We start from the raw sequence: 22213 nt of genomic DNA, 5'->3' as shown, positions 1-22213 counted from the left end.
AACTCCCAAAAGGAGTTAAAATAAAAATCACAATAAGAGGAGGAATTAAAAATGAAAAAAAATGTAAAAAGAAAAAAAGGATTTACCCTGATTGAGATTATAATTGTAATTTCAATTATTGTTGTATTGGCGGCGATTGCTGTGCCTAAGTATGCAAGTATACAAAAGGACGCTAAAGTAAAGGCTGATATTGCTAGTGCAAAGGTAATTGCAGAAGCCACGACTATACTTATTGGTAAAGAAGAAATTGAAGGAACTTATAAAACAGCAGCTGCAGAGGTTTCTACAGATATAGTGAAGTATCTGCAATCAACTCCTGTTGTTAAGGCAATTGAGGATGGTAAGTTTTTTGTTCACATCGATGCTGATGACAATGTTACTGTTACAGTTGTTAGCACTAAGCTTGCTAGTACATTTACTTTATATCCTACGGCAAAGGGCTATCCAACAGCAAAAGATTAATAATTAAGAAACAATTTTATAGTTTTTCAGTCTACAAAAGTTAAAAAATACATAGATACATTATCTTATAATTAGCTTTAGCGAAATTTAAGAAGGAAAAGCCCTCACGTTCATAGGTGGGGGTTAATTAGTTATTTACATATAAAGATATAACGGTTTTTGCAAAATAATGTTGTGTTGTCCCAAATAAAGTTATAAAATAAAAATGACGGGTTTCTCAGGTATACAGTGTACATTAATATTTATCTACAAAATTCTTGTGCAATTATATATAATAATATTATTAGACGAGGTGATCCAATGGAAAGTATTTTCCCGATAACTATCTTTATATTAGGACTATTAATAGGAAGTTTTTTAAATGTATGTATATACAGAATTCCAAGAGGAGAAAGTATAGCATTTCCACCCTCTCACTGCACCTCCTGTGGAAATAATATTAAAACTTATGATCTTATACCAGTGATTAGCTGGATTTTTTTAAGAGGTAAATGCAGGAGCTGTGGTCAGAAGATATCTATTAGATATGCACTGGTTGAACTCGCCACCGCTATACTTTTTTTATTGACTTACTTTCAATATGGAGTAAGTATTTTTCTATTAAGGTATCTAATACTTATACCGTTTTTAATAGTTATGGCTATGATAGATTATGATACTATGGATGTATATACTAACACCACTTGGCTCGCAATAGCTATGGGGATTATTTTACTTGGGGTGAATTTTTATCTAGGAGAGTTAGTAGTTACTTATGTTTATGGTGCTTTATTAGGTGCAGGTACCATAAGTATTATTATTATATTATCCAAGCTTATTCTTGGAACAGAGGGTATGGGCTGGGGGGATGCAGAAATTTGTGGACTTTGTGGCCTGTTTTTGGGTTTTAAATTAACCCTTCTGATGATGTTTTTTTCTTTTATAATTGGTGGTGTGGTTGGTGTTTATTTATTGAGGTTTAAGAAGAAAAATGGTAGATCGGAAATGCCCTTTGGACCTTCTATAATAATGGCTGCTTTTTTTGTTATAATTTGGGGGGATAAAATTTTAAACTGGTATATGGGCTCATTAAAATAAATTAGTTGTAAGTTGCGGTCTAAACATAAGGACTTTAACGGAAACTCGAGGATAACTTGAATAGTTTCAATAATTCTTGAACTATCTAGAATGGCTCTATTTGGCTATTTACAGTAATCGGTGTATAATGAGACATAACTCAATTGGTTATGAAGGGTTGATAATATGCAAAATGTATTGCAGAACATGAGTAGTAAATGGAAGAAAAAAGCTATGAAAGCGAAGAAAAGTGATTATCTTCAAAAAATTTACGAGAAAAATAATAGTACAGGAAATTACGTTATACAGGTGGCTTTAGATAAGTATAATGATATATTTAATGACTGGGATAATGCTCCTTTTAAAAAAAGAGACATGGATCCGGATTTAGCAAATTTTCTTGAAAACTGTTTTGAAGAGATTCCCGCTAAACATGGAGTAGATATATGTTTCTACTTACCAAAAGAAGGAAAAGACGTAAATAGAGAAGAATTGCTAATTGCAGGTATTAAAACCTACTACTCTTTTTATCTACACCAAGAAATTAAAATTTTAAAAAATAATTATAAAAAGCTATTTAAATATTTACTCACAGCACTTAGTCTGTTAGCAGTGTCTGTTTTTTTAGGTACAACTGTTGGGGGAAATATAATTTTAGGAACGGTGCAACAAGGATTTAATATAGGCGGATGGGTGTTTTTATGGGAAGTTATATCAATGGGTGTTTTTAGAGGAAGAGAAGTTAGCTCTGAAATTAATAAATATCAAAGATTTCTGAATTCATTAATTTATTTTAAATATGGTAATGAAAATCCATTATACTAATATATGTAACTTAAAAAAACTCTATGAAAATCTTTCATAGAGTTTTTTTAAGTTTGAAAAATGAAAAAAATGAATATATTTAATATAAGATATATTCATTCCACATTTAATATAATTACAAAAGGCAAATCTTTAATTGTATATACTGGAGTTGAAGTTAAATGTAAAGTTATAAAATTTAAAAAAATGATTTTTCACAAAAATAATATATCATTTTTGTGAAATATCACATATGCAAATGGTTACATTTGTGATATTATAAACATAGACAATTTAGTAAATAGTTATATAATGCAATGTAAATATTTAATAATTTGTTTTTACTAAAAATCCTCAACTCGGTAGCGTAGATATATATCTGTGCTATCATTTTTTTTAGTATATTTAAACACCGCGCTTGAGAATTTGATTATATGAAAAAAATCACCTGGAATTACCAGGTGATTTTGCTTTAAAGTTTAAATTGCTCCTCTAAAAACGTGTATTTTGGAAGACCATTTTCTATAGAAATTTTTGGTTCCCCCATTATTAATGGTAAGGTATACTCATAGGCTTCACGAGTTACATTATTACCTTCCTCATTAATCCATTCTAGAGGGAAATATTTAATGTTATTTGCAACTTTTACGGTTTCAAGTACAAAAGGTTCAGATTTATACGGCGAGTTTGAAAGCCTTCTTATACCTATCATGTTTCCACTTATTCCATCAATAGAATAAGTAGCAGCGGCTTTACCTACTTCATAGGCTTCATCAATGTCTGTTTGTGATGCACAGTGCATTGAGCATCGCTGAATTGTTGAAAGTTCTAAAACTCTGACTTTTTCAGCCGTATTAGTTGTTAAAATTAAATTCTTAAGGTAAGCACAAACGCCACCTAATTGAGCATGACCAAATTTATCAAGGCCAGTTTCGGAAGTTTCGCCTAGAAATTTTCCGTCTTTAGTTCTGATGCCCTCAGAGACTACTACGAAAACATGATTTTTCTCAGTAAGTTTTCTACTTACATCCTTTAAAAAATTCTCTGAACTAAAAGCAACTTCAGGAAGATATATGAAGTCTGCAGCAGGTTTACCATTAATAGTTGCAACACAAGCACTAGCTGCTAGCCATCCAGTATCCCGGCCCATAGTTTCAAGTATGAAGACACCTTTTGCAGGATATACACTAGCATCTAGGAAGTTTTCAAGAACAGAGGTGGCAATTAGCTTAGCTGCACTACCAAATCCGGGAGTATGATCCATAATTGGTAGGTCATTGTCTATAGTTTTAGGTATACCAATAAATTTTACATCCTTATTATGTTCCTTAGCGTAGATACTAAATTTATTAACAGTATCTTGTGAGTCATTACCTCCGATATAAAAGAAGGTTTTGATTTCATATTTTTCTAATATTTCGAAAAGCTTTAAGTACTCTTCAGGGCTCTTTTCGTAGGATTTTAACTTATATCTGCAAGAGCCAAGACCAGAGGAGGGAGTGTATTTTAATCCCTTAACATCCTCATAAGGTAAGCTAGATAGGTTTACGATATGGTCGTTTAAAATACCTTGTATTCCGTTTATGCCAGCATAAACGTTATCATAATAGTGAGAGTTAATATTCTCGTCTAGCACTCCCACAGCACTAGCATTTATTACAGAAGTTGGACCTCCTGATTGCGCTACTATACAATTTTTCATTTTAGAATTTCCCCTTTCCATAGGAATTAAATTGAGATTGCAATTTATAGAATCTACTAATTAATTATAAGGTATAAGTTTAAGTTACTCAAGATGGAAATGAATTTTAAATGATTCATTTGAAAATAATAAGTATAAATACAATGAAAAATATTAATAGTAAAAATATGGAATAATTTTAAAATTATTTTAAGAAATTCAAAGACTAATTTTATTATTAATGATAAAATATATGTATAATATTTTAAAGATTTTGGTAAATCTTTGCGATATAAAATCAGGAGGGGTACAATGGCAAATTATAATGCAAACCATGGAAAAGAATTGAAGAATAACATTATTTTAAAAGAAGTTAATATAAGAGGAAATTTGTGTGGTGAATTCGCTGAGTATACTATTGATCATGTATATGAAAATAAAGGAACAAATGATGTAGAGGCAATTTATACTTTTCCAATTCCAGAGGGAGCTGTTATATCAGGGTTTGAAGCAGTTCTTGGTGGGAGAACTATAAAGGGGTTAATACAAGATAAAGAAGAAGCAAATAAGATATATGAGAATTTCAAAGATGAGGATGATAACAATACCATCTTGCTCGAAGAATTTAATGATAATATATTTAGAATAGTAATTGGCAAGATTATTTCTAATGAAGTTGTAAAAATTAAAGTGTCTTATATAGAAGAACTTACCTATGAAAATAGAAACTTGAAATTAGTTATTCCAACAATAGTACCACCAATAAATCTTTCAGAAAACAGTACGTTACTTTCTACTGTTGATGGTGGCACTAGTAAACCCCATCCTTATAAATTTACTTTAAGGCTATTAGTTGAATCTTTGACAAAATTAGAATTTAAGTGTTCTTCTCATAAACTAAAAGTTGAATATGAAGATAATAATCTGTATAAAGTAACTTTAGATGGAAAAAATCAAAGAATGGATAAAGATTTAGAAATTACACTAGAGGAACAAGAAAAATTGGAAACTACAGGAATGATATATGATTACCCTAGGGATGAAAAAGGGATTTTATATTTAAGATTTATTCCTGAAATCGAAATAGAGCAAGAGGTATCCGGAGCAAATTATATATTCCTTCTAGATTTATCACAGTCAATGGGGGGAAATAAGCTAATAGAGGGTAAAAATGCTCTTCAACTATCTTTGAGAAATTTAAATTTAGGAGATACCTTTAATATTGCTGCCTTTGGAGATGAGCTTCATTACTTTTCTAAAGAGACAAAAGTTGATTTTAATGAAGAAAACTTAAGTGCTGCGAGCACGTGGATTGAAGGACTTAAGGCAGAAAAAGAAGCAGTGATTTTTGATGCAATAAAGTATGCACTACTGGGAAAAAGTGAAAAAGAGGAAAATATAATATTCTTATTTACAGATGATTTAGTGGAAAATGAAAAAGAAATATTGAACTTTGTAGAAGAAAACATTAAAGAAAGTCGAATATTTCCTTTTGGAATAGATACTTCTGTAAATAGCTATTTTATAAATAAATTAGCTCGTATTTCTTATGGCGCTGCAGAAGTTATTTACCCTGGGGAAAGAATTGAAGATGTGGTACTTAAACAATTCAATAGAATTAAAAATCCACAAGTTACTGATATCGAAATTGATTGGGGTAAGATGAAGGTGGAAACAACATTCCCAAGAACAATTAAGTATATGTATGATAAAGAACCCTTTTCAATTTTTGCTAAAATTAATGGGGAAGTAGAGGGAGTAGTAGTTTTAAAAGGAAAAGTTGGAAAAAATAGAATGCAAAGAATAATTAAGCTAAATGACCTTGAACTAGAAGAAAACGTTAATTTAATTGAGAAAATATGGTACAAAAAACGTATAGAATCGCTTCAACATAGAGTTAAATATGAACGCGGGGAACTTCAGGAAGCAATGATTAATAAGATTGTTGAAATTTCTAAAAAGGTTGGCATAATTTGTAAAGAAACTTCTTTTATGCTTTATGAAGAGATGGAAGATCCAATTGTAGGTATAAGAATAAGGAAGATATTACCTGTAAAAACTACCCAATCATTAGAGCTTTCCTATGAAAGTTTGGATGAGGAATCTGAATCAACAGCTTTCTACTATAAAGATCTATCAAAACTAAAGGAAAATCATGATAAATATTCCAATTTTAAAAGAAACGAGGTATTACGAGTTTTAGCCTCTAATCAATTTGCTAGTGGAGCCTTTGGTATAAATGTGGATGATAGCCTGGAAAGCAATATAAATTACACTGTAAAAGCAATGTTAGCATTTATAATGGGTAGTGAAGACGTTAAGATGTATACTAATCAATTAAATAAATCTTTAGAGTTTTTAAACAAATCATTAAGGGAAACTGATTTAGATTTAAATAATGAAGAATATCAAAACTTATTGTTAGTTTTAAAGTTATCTATTAAAAAAGATGTAGCACTATCTTTCCAAAAGGGAAATATTGAAAAGAAAATACATGAAATAGAAGAAAAATTTGAGTTGCATAATATTGACTTAGTTCAGATTCAGAAGGAATTTATTAATGCTGTAAGGCAGCAGTCTAATGAGCCTAAAGACACACTTAATTTTATAATTCATGCTGCTATTTTAAAAATTGTTTAATAACATTTCAGCAATCTAGCTGAAGATTTAACTTTTATTATAGCATTTAAATGCAAAGATCCCACAAGTTCTATATGTGGGATTTTTGTTTGCGTATTTATAAAAGATGGATAGTTATTATTCTAGAATCATGATATATTATATTTAGAAATTATTAGTTAAAATAAAGCACCTTAAGAATGAGCACTTATTATTTTTTAAAGGTACTTAAGTATAAGGAAGTAAGGACAATGACAGGACAGAATATAAAAGATTTAAAATACAGTGAGCAGGAAATAATTAAAAAGCGGGATACTATAAGAAACAAATTTATGGCTAAATCTGAAAATGTGAATACAGGAAATATACAATGTATGTCAGATGAGGACGTGAAAATTTTATTTCATATGTATGATGAAGAATTTTTTGAAAATTATTTTAGAGACAATTTCAAGGAAGGTATAACTTTTTCCCTATCCACTAGGATGACTTCTGCAGCAGGGAAAACCATATATAGTAGAAAAACGAAACTATTGCAGGAAACCGAAAAAACTTATGAAATAAGAATGGGCATAAAGTTCTTTTTCCAATATTATAAGGTAGAAAGAGATAAGATAGTATCCGGTATAAATACAGCGGATTCCTTAGAGGCTTTTCAAATAGTTTTTGAACATGAATTATGCCATTTGATGGAATTTCATCTTTATAGTGAATCTAGTTGTAAAAAGCGTAGGTTTAAAACCATGGTTAATAATATATTTGCTCATACAGAAGTAAATCATCAATTGCCAAGTCAAAAGGAGATAATTTCATTGGACTACGGCTTTAAAATAGGACAAAATGTATGCTTCCTTCAGGAAAATAAAAAGTATAGTGGATTCATTTATAAGATAAATAAAAGAGCAACAGTTATGGTGAAAGATAAGAATGGTACTTATAAAGATGGGGAGGGAACTAAATATTCTAAATGGTATGTAAACTTTGAACAATTAGTATGAAGTAAAAAGCTGCTATATAAAATTATTATTTACTAAAAATTGCAATAAAAAATATTAAGGTCGGGTTTAGCTAAAACCTGCCCTATCCTATAATATATTTAGTAAAGGTAATTTTAAGAAACATTACCACATATGGTTATAATTTATGATATAATTTATATATAGTTGCTAATATACTTAAATATTCATCGTTAGCTTATATTAATTATTAATATAATATTTTATTAGGAAGGTGACAATAATGAAGAAAATTCTTTCAGTAATATTATGTAGTGTACTAATGTTTACATTGGTTGCTTGTGGAAAAGACCAGGTAAAAAAAGAGGAGCCAAAAGAATCCTCTAAAGCAGTAGTAGGTGCCGTGGAAACAAAAGTAGAAGGTAAAACCGAAGAGATTAAAAGTAGTGAGATGGTACTTTATTTTAGTGATGATCAAGCTATGAACTTAGTAGGTGAGAAAAGAACTTTAGCAAACCCTACAGCTAAGTCTGTTGTAGGCGAATTAGTAAAAGGACCTAGTGCAAAAAGCACGGACACAAAATTAATTGCAACATTGCCTGTGGATTTAGAAATAATAGATGTGCAAGTCAAGGAAAATATTGCTTATGTTGATTTTAAGAGTAGCGGAGCTGAGAAAATATCCGGTGGCTCTACAGGAGAGGGAATGGCTTTGTTTTCAATTATAAATACATTAGTTTTAAATAAGGAATTAGGGATAAATAAGGTTCAATTTCTTGTTGAAGGCAAGAATGTAGAGAGTATTAAAGGTCATTTTGATGTTAGCAAGCCTATGCTTGAAAATCTAGAAATGATAAAAAAATAAAATTAATAGGCCATAACATTTTCACATAAAAGATTAAAATAAATAACAAGTCAAATATGCTAGCATACTGACTTGTTATTTATTTTTGTGTATCTAAAATAAAAAAGACAAGTTATTATAAAATAACTTGTCTTTTAACCCAAGGGATTTTTTGACAACTCAAAGCAATCTACGCTACAACATATATACATCCTTACATACCCATTTGAGCATTACAGCACATATATACATCTTTACTTGACCATATAGAACACCTTGGGAGCTAAAAACAATCTCTCGATTAAGAATAACCCCTAGTCATATACTAATAAAACCTGCGGCAACCTATATCATCTTAGCTCGACTATCATACATCCGGGAGAACCATATATGTACAGTTAGGCACATATACAGCTGTTAAGAACCCATAATAATCTTCCCTCCGGCATATAAAAAACCTTAGTAGATATCGTATACACCTTTGGCCGAATACTCTAAAACTATTTCCAGTCTAGGAGCACTCTTGGCTCAACCACTTTGAATCATCTATTAACATTATTGTATGCTTTTTTTAATTTATTATACTATATGTCATCAAAAGATCATTGGAAAAAACCATGTATTATTTGCCAGTAAGAATTTCTTTCATAGAGGTTATAATAAATTCAATATCTTCTTTAGAAACCCAGTTATGTGTAACGAAGCGCATTAAACCATCTTCTACTCCATTAATCTTTATTCCTCTATTATAAAATTCTTCTACTAATTTATCGCTACTAAATCCAGTAGCGCTCATATCAAAGAATACCATATTAATATGTGTATCTTCTTTATTTACTGATATGCCAGGAATTTTTGATAATTCTTCTCCAAGAAATAAAGCATTCGCATGATCTATTTTAAGCTGTGGAATCATTTCGTGCAATGCCACAAGTCCTGCTGCAGCTAAAATACCCACTTGTCTAAGGCCACCACCTAAAACCTTTCTTTTCTTTCTTGCCTTGGCAATAAAATTTTTATCACCAGCAAGAATAGAACCTATAGGTGCACAAAGAGCTTTGGATAAACAAAACATTACAGTGTCACAATATTTAGTAATTTCTTTTGCATCTACATCTAGGTATGCAGCAGCATTAAAAAGTCTTGCGCCATCTAAATGAACAGGGACATCCTGCTGCTTTGCTAAATCGTAAATGTTTTCCATGGTACAAAGTGGTATTACTCTACCGCAAGAATGAGCATTTTCGATGCATATAAGACCTGTACTAGGATAATGAATATCCTCATCCTCTTTTCTTATTCTAGACTGGATTTGTTTAGGGTCCAGTTCTCCCTTATTACTGATTAGAGTTCTAAGCTGAACTCCAGCAATTATTGATGAACCAGCAACTTCATGTACCACTATGTGGCAATCATCACCAAGAATAACTTCATTACCACGAGTACAATGGGTAAAGAGCGCTAGCTGATTTCCAAAAGTACCACTTGGAACAAACAGTGCAGCTTCTTTTCCAACAAGTTTAGCAGCATATTCTTCTAGTGCAATTACAGTTGGATCATCACCATAAACGTCATCTCCAACCTCAGCTGTAAACATAGCTTGTCTCATATTTTGTGTAGGCTGTGTTACTGTATCGCTTCTTAAATCTATAAATTTCATATACATTTCCTCCCCTTAGTTCTCTCGGGTACATAATAATTATTAATTGTTATGCCCCTCGTGGTTCGCTTAAGTACATAACAATTATTAATTGTTATGACACCTATAATCCTCTATAAGTACTATTATAACTTAAAATTTTTTCGAATTGTAGCAAATTATTAAATTTCAATATAGTTGAGTTATATATACATTTGGTTTTTATGGTAAAATATCTATATTGACATCTAAAATAAAATAGGTGGTGGAAAAGTAATGAGTGGAACACTTCGCTTTATTCATGCTGCGGACTTGCATATAGGATCATTTCTTAATATCAATGGGAAACCCCCGGAAGAAATACAAGCCCTTTGCAGCGAAGCTGTATACGGAGGTTATGAAAGAATTTGTAATATAGCCATTCTTTATAAGGTGGATTTTATATTGATTTGTGGTGATGTATATGACAGTTATTTAAGGTCTGTACGAGGGAATAGATTTTTTATTAATCAATGTACAAGACTAAGTGAAATAAACATACACGTATATGTTATTTACGGTAATCACGATGCTGCAAATGAGAAACAAGAATTGTTTGATATGCCCATAAATGTTCATATTTTAAGTTCTGATAGTGCAGAGATTTATGAGGTATGCAAAGATGATGAAATTATAGCAAAAATCGTTGGGAAATCTTATAAGCTTCGATCTGAAAGAGAAAAAATCTATGAAAACTATTTAATGGATAATGATAGCTTTAATATTGCAATGCTACATACTGCATTGGAGAGGGATAATAAAAATTATGTTCCTTGCACCTTAGAGGAACTTAAGGCGGTACCTAATATAGATTATTGGGCTCTTGGACATATTCATAAAACTAATATTTTAAGTTCTATAAAGCCTATTATAGCTTTTCCAGGAATTCCTCAAGGACGTGATATGGGAGAACAGGGACAAGGTGGAGTTTTCTACATTGAGGTATGCAAGAAAGATATTATTAAAATGGAATTTTTGCCTATAGCAACTATAATATATAAAAGGGTAGAAATAATAATAGTTGAAGAGAGCAAAATAGAAAATTTTAGTGATTTGATGGGATTAATTTTAGATAAAACCAAAGAGGTAACATATGGTCTTACTAAAATCTATAATGAATTTGAGCAGCCTAAAGAAGCAATAAATGATGAATTTAAAGGACATATTCTACAATTAGTAATAAAAGGAAGAACAGAGCTTCAGGATAAAATAACTCATATGAAGGAAGAGGATTATAAACAGTTTGTAGAGGATATAAACGAAGAACTTTCCACAGAAAAATATTTTATGTGGGTAGATTCCATAATATTTAGAACCGCACCGCTTATGCAAGATTTTGAAAGTCTCAAAATGCAAAACTCTATTTTCGCTGATTTAGATGAGGTAATTAGCTTATATAGGGAAGAGGGGGAGCATAGAGTAGAACTGGTGAAAAATTGGGGCTCCATTTGGAAGAAGCAAATTTATACGGAAAACATGAATGAAGATAAATTTGATATTGATGAGGAAATTATTGAAGATATTATATCGCAAGCAAGGGAACTAGTTATTGAAAAGTTAGTTGAAGCTTTAGAAATAATGTAGGAGGTGATAATTTGAAAATAACACAGTTGGATATTAGAGATTTTGGGGTGTTTCAAGGTGAAAAACTGGAAGACTTAGGGGGCGGTATAATAGTTATTGGTGGAGCAAATAGATCCGGCAAAACTAGCTTAATGAAGGTAATTAGAAATATACCCTATGGTTTTTCACAAAATAGTAACCTACCACCTCCTAAATTCCAATATGATGTGCGATGCGATTTGGAATCAGAGGAGGGCAGTGAAGTAAATTTATTGTTAAAAGGATTTAGTAATCCTGAGATAGTCTATAAAAACGCCACAGAGGCTAAGGATAACAAGGGGTTATATAATATAGATAAGGCGACCTACAGAGAGCTTTTCACTATAAGTCTTGATGAACTTAATAAGAGTTCAGATAAGGAAGACAGCAATCTTCAGTCTATGCTACTTGGTGCAGGCTTTAAGCACATTATAAAAATACCAGGAGTTGCAAGAGCGCTAAGAGAAAAAGCTAATGTGGTTGGTGGAACTCGTGGAAATCCCTATACTAAAATGTTTAAGCCCTTCGCGGAAAATATTAAAAAAAGCGTAGAAGGAAAAAGAAAATCTATGGAACTTTTAGATACCTATATGCAAAAGAAAAAAATATATTCAAAGCTTGAGAGCACTATAATTTCAAAGGAAATGGAACTTATAAATAGCAATAATAATATAATTAAATTAGAGATGTTAAAGCATAATTATGAGCTTAATGAAAATAAGAAAAATCTAGAAGGAGAGCTTCATAATTATTTTTTTAGTCCAGAAGATATAAGAGAATATAATATAGAAAAAGCCAAGGCTCTAAAAACCCAATTTACTAAAGAAGTAGAACAGTATAATAATGTAAAGGATGAATTTCAAAGTCAAACATCCAAGGATAAGAGCATTAAAGAGTTGCTTCTTGAAAGCAAGGTAGAGATTACTTGCTTTTATAATGGGCTATCTGGCATTAAAGAAATGATAAAAAATCTACTCATTATTAAAAAGGAATATTCTGAAAAGATGCAATCGCTAAAGAAAAAAATTAGAAAGGCTAACGATAATTGGGCTAGTTTTAATATTGTGGAACAAATTAATTGTGATGAGGTACAGCAAGAGGTTTTAATGCGTAACATAGAAAAATTTAGAAAAACAGAAGACGAAATAGCAGTTTGTAATAAAAAAAATGAAGACTATAAAATTCAAAGAGAAATTTTAGAAAAACAAATTAAACCTTATGATACTATTGTTTATGCCAAAAAATATTTTTATTTTACACTATTAACTATAATTTTAGGACTTATATTGTTTTTTATAGATAAACTACTAGGAGCTTCAATAATATTAATTGGAGCATTAGGCACAACCACGTATTTATTTATAAATTACTCTAATAGCAGACTATTACTAAATAGAAATTTAGAGACTAAAGCTAGCATTGATAACTTAGAGTTTCTTTTTAATAAAAATACTGGGGAACTAAACAATTTAGAGGAAAATTCAATAGAAATGAATAACATCATGGATGAGTACAGGGATATTTTAAAGCTTGATGCCAGAGTAACAGCTGAGGGTATTAAAGATTATTTTAAAATTGCAGCTTTTTTGAAGGATGAAATATCCGAATATAATTTATTAAAGAAAAAGCTAGATAATGAATTTAGTGCTACTCGTGAGTATTTGAATGATATTAATGTGCTGCACAATAAATTTACTTATTTTAATATTAAAAATTCAGAACAAATAAGCACAAAGGAAATAGATATAGATATAGATAATATTAGTAGTATTTGCAATGACATATTACTAAAGGTAGAGCTTTTATATAAGCATTTGATGCTAGGAGAAAAAACTGAAAAGAGCTTTTCAAGATTAAGGTTGGTGGAGCGTGAAATTGAAGAGTTTCTGGCTAGAGATCATTCAGCTGTAAATATTCCTGGGTGGAGCAATTCAAAGGAAAATCAGCATGAAAATATAATTTTATCCTTAGAAAAATATATAAGTGTGGGTGAAAAGTATATAAAATATGCTAGTCACAAGAATGAATTAAAAATTATTAATGATAAGTTACTGCAAGGTGTAAAAAGCCAGCGTGTAGGGCGATTACTATATGATGAAAGAAAAGAAGTGGAACTAAATCCGGATGAAAATGAAAAGCTATTAGAAGTGCTGGATGATTTGTATAAGCAGTATGTTAGCATTTCTGAACTAAATTATGATTATGAGGTTTTGAATACTGAAAATAGTGAATTGATAAGACAATTAGCTGATTTAAAGAATGAAAAACAGAGTACAAAAGATGAGATCCAAGCCTTGAATTCTGATGACAAGTTATTACAATATGAGCAAAATATTATAGAAGCAAGAGGACAGTTAAGACCTCTTGCAGAAACCTATGCAGTTTATAATACAGCGGCCTTATTCTTAGAAAAAATTAGAGAGAGATTTTTATCAAACACTAAGGATAAGCTCTTAAAGGGAGCTAGTGATATTCTAAGTGAAATAACCTCAGGAGAATACAAAGATATTATGCCTATGGAGGATATAATGCAGGGAGACTTTAAAACAATACTACGGGATGAGAGTATTGTAGCCAGCTCAAAAGAGTTAAGCAGGGGTACAAAGGAGCAATTATTCTTAGCAGTCCGCATAAGCAGAATAAAAGAAATTAAGCCTTGTTTACCAGTTATACTTGACGATTCCTTTGTAAATTTTGATATAGCACACACTAAAAATACAGTTATGGCCTTAGAAAAACTCGCAAAGACACATCAGATTTTTGTGCTCACTTGTCATGCAACCTTAGTAGAATTAATAAGGGCGCAATGCAAGCAGGCTCAATATTTCAAATTAGATAAGGGTAAATTCACAAAAAGCACTGGGGGAGATTTACAAGAATATCTAAAGACACTATAAGACACATTTAATTTCTTTTGAAATAGTTGTATAGATAATGGTATAATTAATTTTTAAAGGATTAACAACGACATTTTAGACAGAGACTATTATGTAATTAAACGGAAAGTGAAGTGGTACATATCAGTAAGGCATTATTTATTACAGAAAAACCAAGTGTTGCTGCAGAGTTTGCTAAAGCCTTAAAAATAAATGGGAGAAAATCGGATGGATTTATAGAATCTGATAAAGCTGTTGTTACATGGTGTGTGGGACATCTAGTTACTATGAGTTATCCAGAAAAATATGATGTAAAATTGAAAAAATGGTCTTTAGATACCTTGCCATTTTTACCTAAAAAATATAAATATGAAGTTATAGATGGAGTAAAAAAACAATTTAATATAGTTAAGAACCAACTACTCCGCGAAGATATTGATAGGATTTATGTTTGTACAGACTCTGGGAGAGAAGGAGAGTACATATATAGACTGGTTGATGATTTGGCTGGGAGTCCTAATAAACAAAAACGGAGAGTTTGGATAGATTCACAAACGGAAGAGGAAATTATTCGCGGTGTAAAAGAAGCAAAGGATTTGAAAGAGTATGATACACTATCTGAAGCTGCTTATTTAAGAGCAAAAGAAGATTACCTAATGGGAATTAATTTTTCAAGGCTTCTAAGTTTAGTATATGGAAAAACTGTAAGTAATTATCTAGGGAAAAATTATATAGTTATTGCAGTGGGACGCGTAATGTCTTGTGTGCTTGGAATGGTGGTTCAAAGGGAAAGAGAAGTTAGAGAGTTTATTGTTACTCCTTTTTATAAAATTATAGGAAGTTTTAAGGTAGATGAAGGGTCTGTTTACGAGGGAGAATGGAAAGCGGTAGAAGGCTCAGAATATTTTGACTCACCACTTCTATATAATGAGGGTGGATTTAAAAAACAAGAAATGGCAGAGAAGTTAATAGGCGAACTTCGTGATGCTAGTCTAGATGGTAAAGTTGTAGTTGAGAATGTTACCAAGAAGAAAGAAAATAAGAATGCTCCTCTACTCTTTAATTTAGCAGAAATACAAAATGAGTGTTCTAAAAAGTTTAAAATAAACCCAGAACAGACACTTAGTCACATTCAAGCTCTATATGAGAAGAAAATGCTTACATACCCAAGAACAGATGCTAGGGTATTATCTACAGCTGTGGCAAAGGAAATAAATAAAAACATTCAAAAACTAATAAATTTTAAGGCAGATGAAGAAATAAAAAATATAGCTGGAAATATCCTAGATAAAAAGTGGTACAGTAATATAGCTAAAACAAAATATGTTGATGATAGCAAAATCACAGATCACTATGCTATTATTCCAACAGGGGAAGGTCTTCAAAGCTATATGGCGTTAAAAGATATAGAAAAGAAAATCTATAATTTAGTGCTACGACGGTTCCTTGCAATATTTTATCCACCTGCTGTTTATAGCAAGGTTTCTGTTATAACCAAGATCAACAAAGAAAGGTTTTTCACATCAGACAAGGTTTGTATTGAACTGGGTTATTTGGAGGTTTTGAAACCTGATAATGACACTAATGATAGTGAGAACGTGAATATGAAATTTTTAAGTACTTTGAAAAAAGGTCAAAGTGTGAATTTAGAAGACTTAATTGTAAAAGAAGGCAAAACTTCTCCTCCTAAAAGATTTACCACAGGTTCAATAATTATAGCTATGGAAAATGCAGGTAAACTTATTGAAGATGAAGAGCTAAGAGAGCATATCAAAGGCTCTGGAATTGGTACAAGTGCTACGCGGTCAGGAATTTTAACAAAACTTGAAAAAATAGGATATATTAAATCTAATAATAAAACTCAGGTAGTTATGCCTGCGCTCCTTGGGGAAATTATTTATGATGTGGTAAAAAATTCTATACCAACCTTATTAAATCCAGAATTAACAGCTAGTTGGGAAAAGGGGTTAACCATGGTTACCCAAAATGAAATAGCAGGGAATTTATACATGGATAAGCTTGAGAATTATATTATTAAAAATACTGATAGAGTACTTAAACTAAACAATGCCTTAAGGCTTAAAAACAATTTTGATGCTGTAAGTTCATTTTACAAAAATCCTCATACAGGAGCGGAGTAGTTTCTATTATTAATACAAATATTGGTAAAATATAAAAAAATCGTATATTGGGTAGAAGGAATAGTCTTAGAATTACTTGCGACTATTCCTTCTGTTCAATATATGATTCTTTTATTTTATAATTAATTCAAATAATTTTTTAGCTGCTTTTTTAGGACCATCTTTTTCCTGACCCTTTATACCTAAGGAAGTTCTAATTTGTCCAACTTTTACTCCTGTTTTGAAGAATTCCTCAAAATATTGATCTATAAGTACATCCACTAGTTCTTGTTTTTGAAGAGGACCAAAGGGATTTGCAAAATAAGAGGTTACGAGACCGAGTTCAGTAGTTGTACCTTTTGCCATTCTTGCTCCTTTTTTGCAAACATCAATGGCGTCCAGTGGATTTGCAAAGAAATTGATTTCTTCATTGCCAGGTACTACCTCCTCGTAATTGTTTGCGTAGAGAAATAAATCTATAGGGTAGCCCTTAATAATATCTTTATAGCTTGCTACAGGCATAACAAGTCTTGCATTAATTTTATCAGGATTCATAAAAATACTTCTATCAATTTCTTTAAAAGCATAACCAGCATCTAAATCATCTAGTCTTACGAAAGCACCAATTTCTGTTCCAAAACCTAAGGGTTTTTCACCGGCGTTCATGGTTACAACACCCATGTCATCAAAGACAATGGTCATGTCACTTACGTAATCTTCACTTAAACTCCTAAAGGCTTCTAAGCATTCAGATTTACCTGCACCACTATCCCCCATAATAACAACATTTGCACTTTTACCATTATTCATAACCACGTTTACCATGGCACCGTGTATCGGTAAATAACCTCGTTTAATCATTATCAAGTTATGAAGCGTTAAGGTCATCTTTTTTACATATCCGAAGTAATCAATTTCTTCACCATAACTTATATATCCAAGCATAATATCATTTTCTGAATCGTCATAAAATACTGTTTTGACTTTAGGAGAGGAATCTTTAGCTCCAAAAACAAAAACTATATCCGGTTTTATGCCCCTGTATTCTTTTTCTCTTGCCATTTCAAATAGGTTACATAGAGTTATTGCATGCGCCATAAAATCTCTGTGAACATAAATGAAGGCAAGTAGTGAGCCTACTTTAGCAGGATAACAAAACCAATGGTCAGTGCTTAGTGTACAATGCTCTAGTGGGTTTTCAAAACATTCATCAAAAATACCATCACGAGTGTTTCTTTTAGGGTAGCTTATATAAGGTAAATCCAGCATTATTGATTCAATAAAGGGAACGTCCTTTAATTTTTCATATCCAGAGGGTATAGGCCAATGTGCATTATTAACAATAAGACCAGCATTGCCACCAGCAGGGAGTTGTCTGTAAACCATAGGTTTATGACCAACTACATTCTCCTCAATTTTTCTGTATAAATTAAGTATAAGCATGGAAAAATCATTGTTAGCTTCAATAAAGCTTGTTTTTTCTAAGCCATCATTAATTTTATTGTTTTGAATTACAGTGTATCTTTCAAGTTTTCTCCAAAACCCATAAAAATCTTCAATAAAATCAATAAAAATATCCTTACTATTTATAAAAGAGCTATATTTAGTATTTAAATTTATAATTTCATTTACATTTAATATAGATAAAAGTTTAAATAAATGTATCATGAAAACATCTAAATCCTCATTTTCTATTTGAGCATTTTGGATTAAATATTTATAGATATTTGAATTTTTCTTCTTTATTTTCTTAAGATAAGCGTTAAAAACCCTTCTAAAACCATTACTTTCCAATAATTTTTCAGGACTATTACAGTATTTTGCCGTGAAATTTATCAATACATTATCGTTACTTAGAGAAAATTCTTTTTTCAAATTGGCACCTCCATATGGTTAGTACATAAATTAAAATCAGTAAAATGAAGTTTAGTGAAGTTGATATTTTCATAAACAACAGTTTATATTTCAATACTATACTATAATACTCTAAAAATGAAATATTGACAATGATAAAATTGCAAAAAACGTATTTTAATATATTATATTAGCTCGAGAAAATAAAATTAAAGTGTAATTTTGGGAAATTCTAAGATATAATAATGCTAGGTATATGAAAGTAAATGACAAGTCAGAATAGATTTGCATAAAGGCTTGTTGTTTGTTTTTGTGCGCAGTAAAGAAAAAATAAGGAGAGTGATATATTGACAAACAAAAGAATTTCTCATGTAATGGCAATAATCTTAATGTTTATATGGAGCTTATCTTATTTAAGCATAAAGGTTGTATCAGAAGAGGTAAGTCCAACATTATCAGCATTTTATAGATTTATGTTAGCCTCAATATTTTTATTCATAATATTAAAAGTAAAATTTCCTGAAGAAAAAGTTCTAAAAGTGGACAAAGTCAAATTTGCACTGGGCGGACTTTTTGGAGTAGCAGTATATTTTGTCTTTGAAAACTATTCTGTAGCATACACCTCTGCGTCAAATGTGGCAATTTTAATTGCGACTATACCAGTATTTACTATATTCTCTCAACGAATAATTTATAAAGAAAAACTAACCTACGGAAAAATATTTGGTGCTACCTTAAGCTTAGTTGGAATTATTATAATAATTGTATCCAAGGGTAGCGCAAGTTTATTATCAAAAGGGAATGTAGGAGATTTGATGGCACTGGGAGCAGTATTTTCTTGGATTATTTATAATATGGTTTGTAGTAGCTTTAAAGGAACTTATAAAGTTATTACTATAACTACTTATCAAATCATGTGGGGATCATTGTTTCTAAGTCCTTCACTGTTTTTTAGCCCACTACAAATTCCATCTACAAAAGTTGTACTTAATTTACTGTTTTTATCTATTTTTTGCTCTTGCATTGGATATGTAATGTATGTGCATTGTCTAAAAGATCTTGGAGCAACTGTCATTACTACATATATAAATTTACAACCTATTATGAGTTTAATTGCTGCTGGAGTAATACTCCATGAAGTTGTAACGATTTGGCAAGTAGTAGGGTGCATAGTCATAATAATGGGGGTAACCTTAGTTAGTTTAGATGGGAAATTCAATTTTAGAAAACTCAAGGGAGTATGAAAGTTCTCTTGCGTGCCTTGCAAAAGAACTAAAAACTAGAAATTCCATTTAGAAATTCTAATCTTTTGCTCATATAATATTCTCTAACGCTCACATTCGGCGTCCTGCCTAAGGTTCGCTAGCTTGCACGTCCTGTGCAAGCTTACGAGAATTTTATATTCGCAAAAGAAGAATTTCTAAATGGAATTTCAATAGTTTCGTCGTTTCTTATTGCAATTCACTCCAGAGAAATTTCATACTTCTACATGATTTCATTCACGAATATATTTTTTGAAGTAAATTGGAGTAAAAATAGTTTAGGTATACAGCTGTAAGCTATTAATTAGTTTCTAGATATCTTATACATAGCATAAGTGAAATAAATAAAAACCATTGAAAAGAAACTGATAAATATTATAGTGTTGTTTAGTACCCCCCAATGTAGTTCTTTTTCTCATAGTATACTTTTGTTTTAGAATACTATGAGAAAAGGCACGCAGTACTAATTTTTTAGTACTACGTGCCTTTTGATAAATTTGAACTAAGGTTCATCAGGAAACATTGCGTTTACTATGTTTACTATGGTTTCATTACAAATTTTATAATTAATTTGTAGCCCATTTCTTTCACCTTGGATAATTCCTAAAGCTTTTAACTTTTGAAGGTGTTGAGAAATGGTGGATTGAGGGAGGTTTAGGCAATCCTGCATATAGCTAACGTTGCAACTCCCCTTGTTCATAAGCCCTCTTATAATACATATTCGCACAGGATGAGCAAGAGCTTTTAATAATTCTGCAATTTCTGTATATTGTTGAAAATCTTTATTCATTTTTTATCTCCTTCTAAAACTCATACTTCTACCACCACGGTTCTTACGTTTTCTAATTGAAGAAATTAATAATACAATTAAAGCTAAAACTACAAGTAGCAAAATAGAAGCTATAGCATAGATTACTATATTGTCTTTAATAAGGGCAGATTTTGAAATCATTGGATATAACTTATAGCTTTTTTGTGCATCTCTTTGTTTATAATCTAAAGTTCCAACAGAGGTCTCTTTGCTAAGCTTCCATGGATTTATCCCCTCAGCTTTAACAATAGTTTGTGGTTTTACTTCATTAGTATAAGAAGTCACATCTTCTTTTGACTCTAATGGAATATTAATTTTTCTTTCTGGTCCTATGAATGGAATAACCTTATAGGGTACAGAAATTGTTTTGACTACAGTATTTTTTTTAATAAGTACTTCTTTTTTTGCAGCATAACTCCAATCAATTAATTTCTGCATATCTTCAAAGACTTTTGTATCTTTTGGGTCGTTCTCAGAATTCATAACAACTCCTATGATATGGCGACCATTACGTTCATATATAGAAACTAGGCACCTTCCAGCCTTTAGCGTATAGCCAGTTTTACCACCTATGTTACCATCTACCCCAAGGAGTTTATTTCTATTTACAACGATAGCTTCAGGGCCATTAGTAGATTTTACTGCGCTAGTTTTTTTAGCCATAGATTCCCGTACTCTAGCGTTTTTGTATGCAGCTCTACCTAAGATAGCTAAGTCATAAGCGGTTGTAAAATGTTGATCATTTTTATCATCCAAGCCATTTGGAGTTATAAAGTGAGAATTTTTCATTCCTAACTTCACAGCTTTGTCATTCATCATTTTAGCAAAAGCGGTTTCACTTCCCCCAACATTATCTGAAATCATATATGCTATATCATTTCCAGAATAGAGAAGAAGTGCATCCATTACGTCATCAGCTGACATAGTATCACCAACTGCTATAGGATGAATATTTAGGTTATAGGAATAAGGTGGTTGTGCTTTTGCAGTTTTTGTATAAGTCAAATTTTCAGTTGATTTCTTATTTTCAGCAAGTAGCAAGGCTGTGATAAGCTTAGTAATACTTGCAGGGTACATCGTATCATCAATGCTTTTAGTGTAAATAATTTCATTAGTATCCATATCTACAGAAATAGCAGCTTTACCAATTAAGTCTAGTGGTTTCACAGCAGCAAAAACAGATGTAGAAAAAATCTGTGTAAATACTAGTGCAAATAATAAAAGTCTATTTATTTTTTTCAATTTTCATCTCTCCATTTACGTTAGATTTTATATTTATCTACTGATAAACACAAAATTAGTATATCATTTTAATATATTAAGAACAAGGTACATTGAATAATGGCTAATTATAACATTATCTTAAATTAAGAGTTTTTTCTTATATTATGCTATAACGAAAAGTATATATTGCTAGGAATGCAGTCGCTTCGCTAAGTAATTCTAAACTAAATTTATTGAAAGATACTAAAAAGTTCAAACTCGCTATAAAATGTACCCTATAGAGTAGACGATTTAAAAAAACCTACGCTATAGGGTTTTTCTATGTATAATGGAATAAAGATTAGAGGTGGATAAATGAGCATTA

General features: G+C 30.9%; 15 protein-coding genes. 10 read left to right on the top strand and 5 right to left on the bottom strand.

Features of this window, described 5'->3' with window-relative positions; genetic code table 11:
* The first annotated feature begins 51 nt into the window (after positions 1–51).
* The 3 genes from KPL50_RS22745 to KPL50_RS22735 all read left to right on the top strand — a co-directional run bounded on the left by KPL50_RS22745 (position 52) and on the right by KPL50_RS22735 (position 2343).
* Positions 52–462 (top strand): prepilin-type N-terminal cleavage/methylation domain-containing protein, encoded by a 411-nt coding sequence (locus tag KPL50_RS22745; protein ID WP_216300823.1) that lies wholly within the window; start codon positions 52–54, stop codon positions 460–462.
* Between the two features lie 300 nt (positions 463–762).
* The gene (locus KPL50_RS22740) at positions 763–1539 is read left to right on the top strand and encodes an A24 family peptidase (RefSeq protein WP_216300822.1); all 777 of its coding nucleotides are present in this window, start codon (positions 763–765) and stop codon (positions 1537–1539) included.
* A gap of 165 nt (positions 1540–1704) precedes the next feature.
* Positions 1705–2343 carry a hypothetical protein gene (locus tag KPL50_RS22735; RefSeq protein ID WP_216300821.1) on the top strand — a complete coding sequence of 213 codons (639 nt, stop codon included), beginning with the start codon at positions 1705–1707 and terminating at the stop codon, positions 2341–2343.
* Between the two features lie 451 nt (positions 2344–2794).
* On the opposite strand, the gene KPL50_RS22730 is transcribed toward KPL50_RS22735, so the two are convergent.
* The gene (locus KPL50_RS22730; protein ID WP_216300820.1) at positions 2795–4024 is read right to left on the bottom strand and encodes a 6-phosphofructokinase; all 1230 of its coding nucleotides are present in this window, start codon (positions 4022–4024) and stop codon (positions 2795–2797) included.
* Between the two features lie 291 nt (positions 4025–4315).
* Here KPL50_RS22730 and KPL50_RS22725 point away from each other — a divergent pair, with 291 nt between their 5' ends.
* The 3 genes from KPL50_RS22725 to KPL50_RS22715 all read left to right on the top strand — a co-directional run bounded on the left by KPL50_RS22725 (position 4316) and on the right by KPL50_RS22715 (position 8443).
* Positions 4316–6643, top strand: a complete 2328-nt coding sequence (locus tag KPL50_RS22725; RefSeq protein ID WP_216300819.1) for a VIT and VWA domain-containing protein — start codon at positions 4316–4318, stop codon at positions 6641–6643.
* Between the two features lie 230 nt (positions 6644–6873).
* The gene (locus KPL50_RS22720; RefSeq protein ID WP_216300818.1) at positions 6874–7620 is read left to right on the top strand and encodes a SprT-like domain-containing protein; all 747 of its coding nucleotides are present in this window, start codon (positions 6874–6876) and stop codon (positions 7618–7620) included.
* A gap of 241 nt (positions 7621–7861) precedes the next feature.
* Entirely contained in the window at positions 7862–8443 is a 582-nt protein-coding gene (locus KPL50_RS22715; RefSeq protein ID WP_216300817.1) for a GerMN domain-containing protein, read from the top strand.
* A gap of 601 nt (positions 8444–9044) precedes the next feature.
* Here the strand turns inward: KPL50_RS22715 and ltaE are convergent.
* Positions 9045–10082 (bottom strand): low-specificity L-threonine aldolase, encoded by a 1038-nt coding sequence (gene ltaE, locus KPL50_RS22710; protein WP_216300816.1) that lies wholly within the window; start codon positions 10080–10082, stop codon positions 9045–9047.
* 255 nt (positions 10083–10337) lie between these two features.
* Between ltaE and KPL50_RS22705 the strand changes: the two genes are divergently transcribed.
* From KPL50_RS22705 to KPL50_RS22695, 3 genes are all read left to right on the top strand, one after another.
* Positions 10338–11684: a DNA repair exonuclease gene (locus KPL50_RS22705; RefSeq protein ID WP_216300815.1), complete on the top strand. Its 1347-nt coding sequence runs from the start codon at positions 10338–10340 to the stop codon at positions 11682–11684.
* Positions 11685–11695: 11 nt separating this feature from the next.
* The gene (locus KPL50_RS22700) at positions 11696–14599 is read left to right on the top strand and encodes an ATP-binding protein (RefSeq protein ID WP_216300814.1); all 2904 of its coding nucleotides are present in this window, start codon (positions 11696–11698) and stop codon (positions 14597–14599) included.
* 122 nt (positions 14600–14721) lie between these two features.
* Entirely contained in the window at positions 14722–16719 is a 1998-nt protein-coding gene (locus tag KPL50_RS22695) for a DNA topoisomerase (RefSeq protein ID WP_216300847.1), read from the top strand.
* Between the two features lie 111 nt (positions 16720–16830).
* Here the strand turns inward: KPL50_RS22695 and KPL50_RS22690 are convergent, their stop codons facing one another.
* Positions 16831–18573: a phosphoenolpyruvate carboxykinase gene (locus tag KPL50_RS22690; protein WP_216300813.1), complete on the bottom strand. Its 1743-nt coding sequence runs from the start codon at positions 18571–18573 to the stop codon at positions 16831–16833.
* Positions 18574–18899: 326 nt separating this feature from the next.
* Here KPL50_RS22690 and KPL50_RS22685 point away from each other — a divergent pair, with 326 nt between their 5' ends.
* The gene (locus KPL50_RS22685; RefSeq protein WP_216300812.1) at positions 18900–19796 is read left to right on the top strand and encodes a DMT family transporter; all 897 of its coding nucleotides are present in this window, start codon (positions 18900–18902) and stop codon (positions 19794–19796) included.
* Between the two features lie 520 nt (positions 19797–20316).
* Here KPL50_RS22685 and KPL50_RS22680 read toward each other — a convergent pair.
* The gene (locus KPL50_RS22680) at positions 20317–20604 is read right to left on the bottom strand and encodes a helix-turn-helix transcriptional regulator (protein WP_216300811.1); all 288 of its coding nucleotides are present in this window, start codon (positions 20602–20604) and stop codon (positions 20317–20319) included.
* Positions 20605–20607: 3 nt separating this feature from the next.
* Positions 20608–21867 (bottom strand): D-alanyl-D-alanine carboxypeptidase family protein, encoded by a 1260-nt coding sequence (locus tag KPL50_RS22675; RefSeq protein WP_216300810.1) that lies wholly within the window; start codon positions 21865–21867, stop codon positions 20608–20610.
* Positions 21868–22213: the final 346 nt, after the last annotated feature.

Origin of the sequence: Clostridium sp. CF012 (genome assembly GCF_018861755.1) — a bacterium.
Lineage (GTDB): Bacteria > Bacillota > Clostridia > Clostridiales > Clostridiaceae > Clostridium_AD.
The sequence above is the reverse complement of the archived record's forward strand: the minus strand, read 5'-3'. Positions and strand labels throughout refer to the sequence as shown.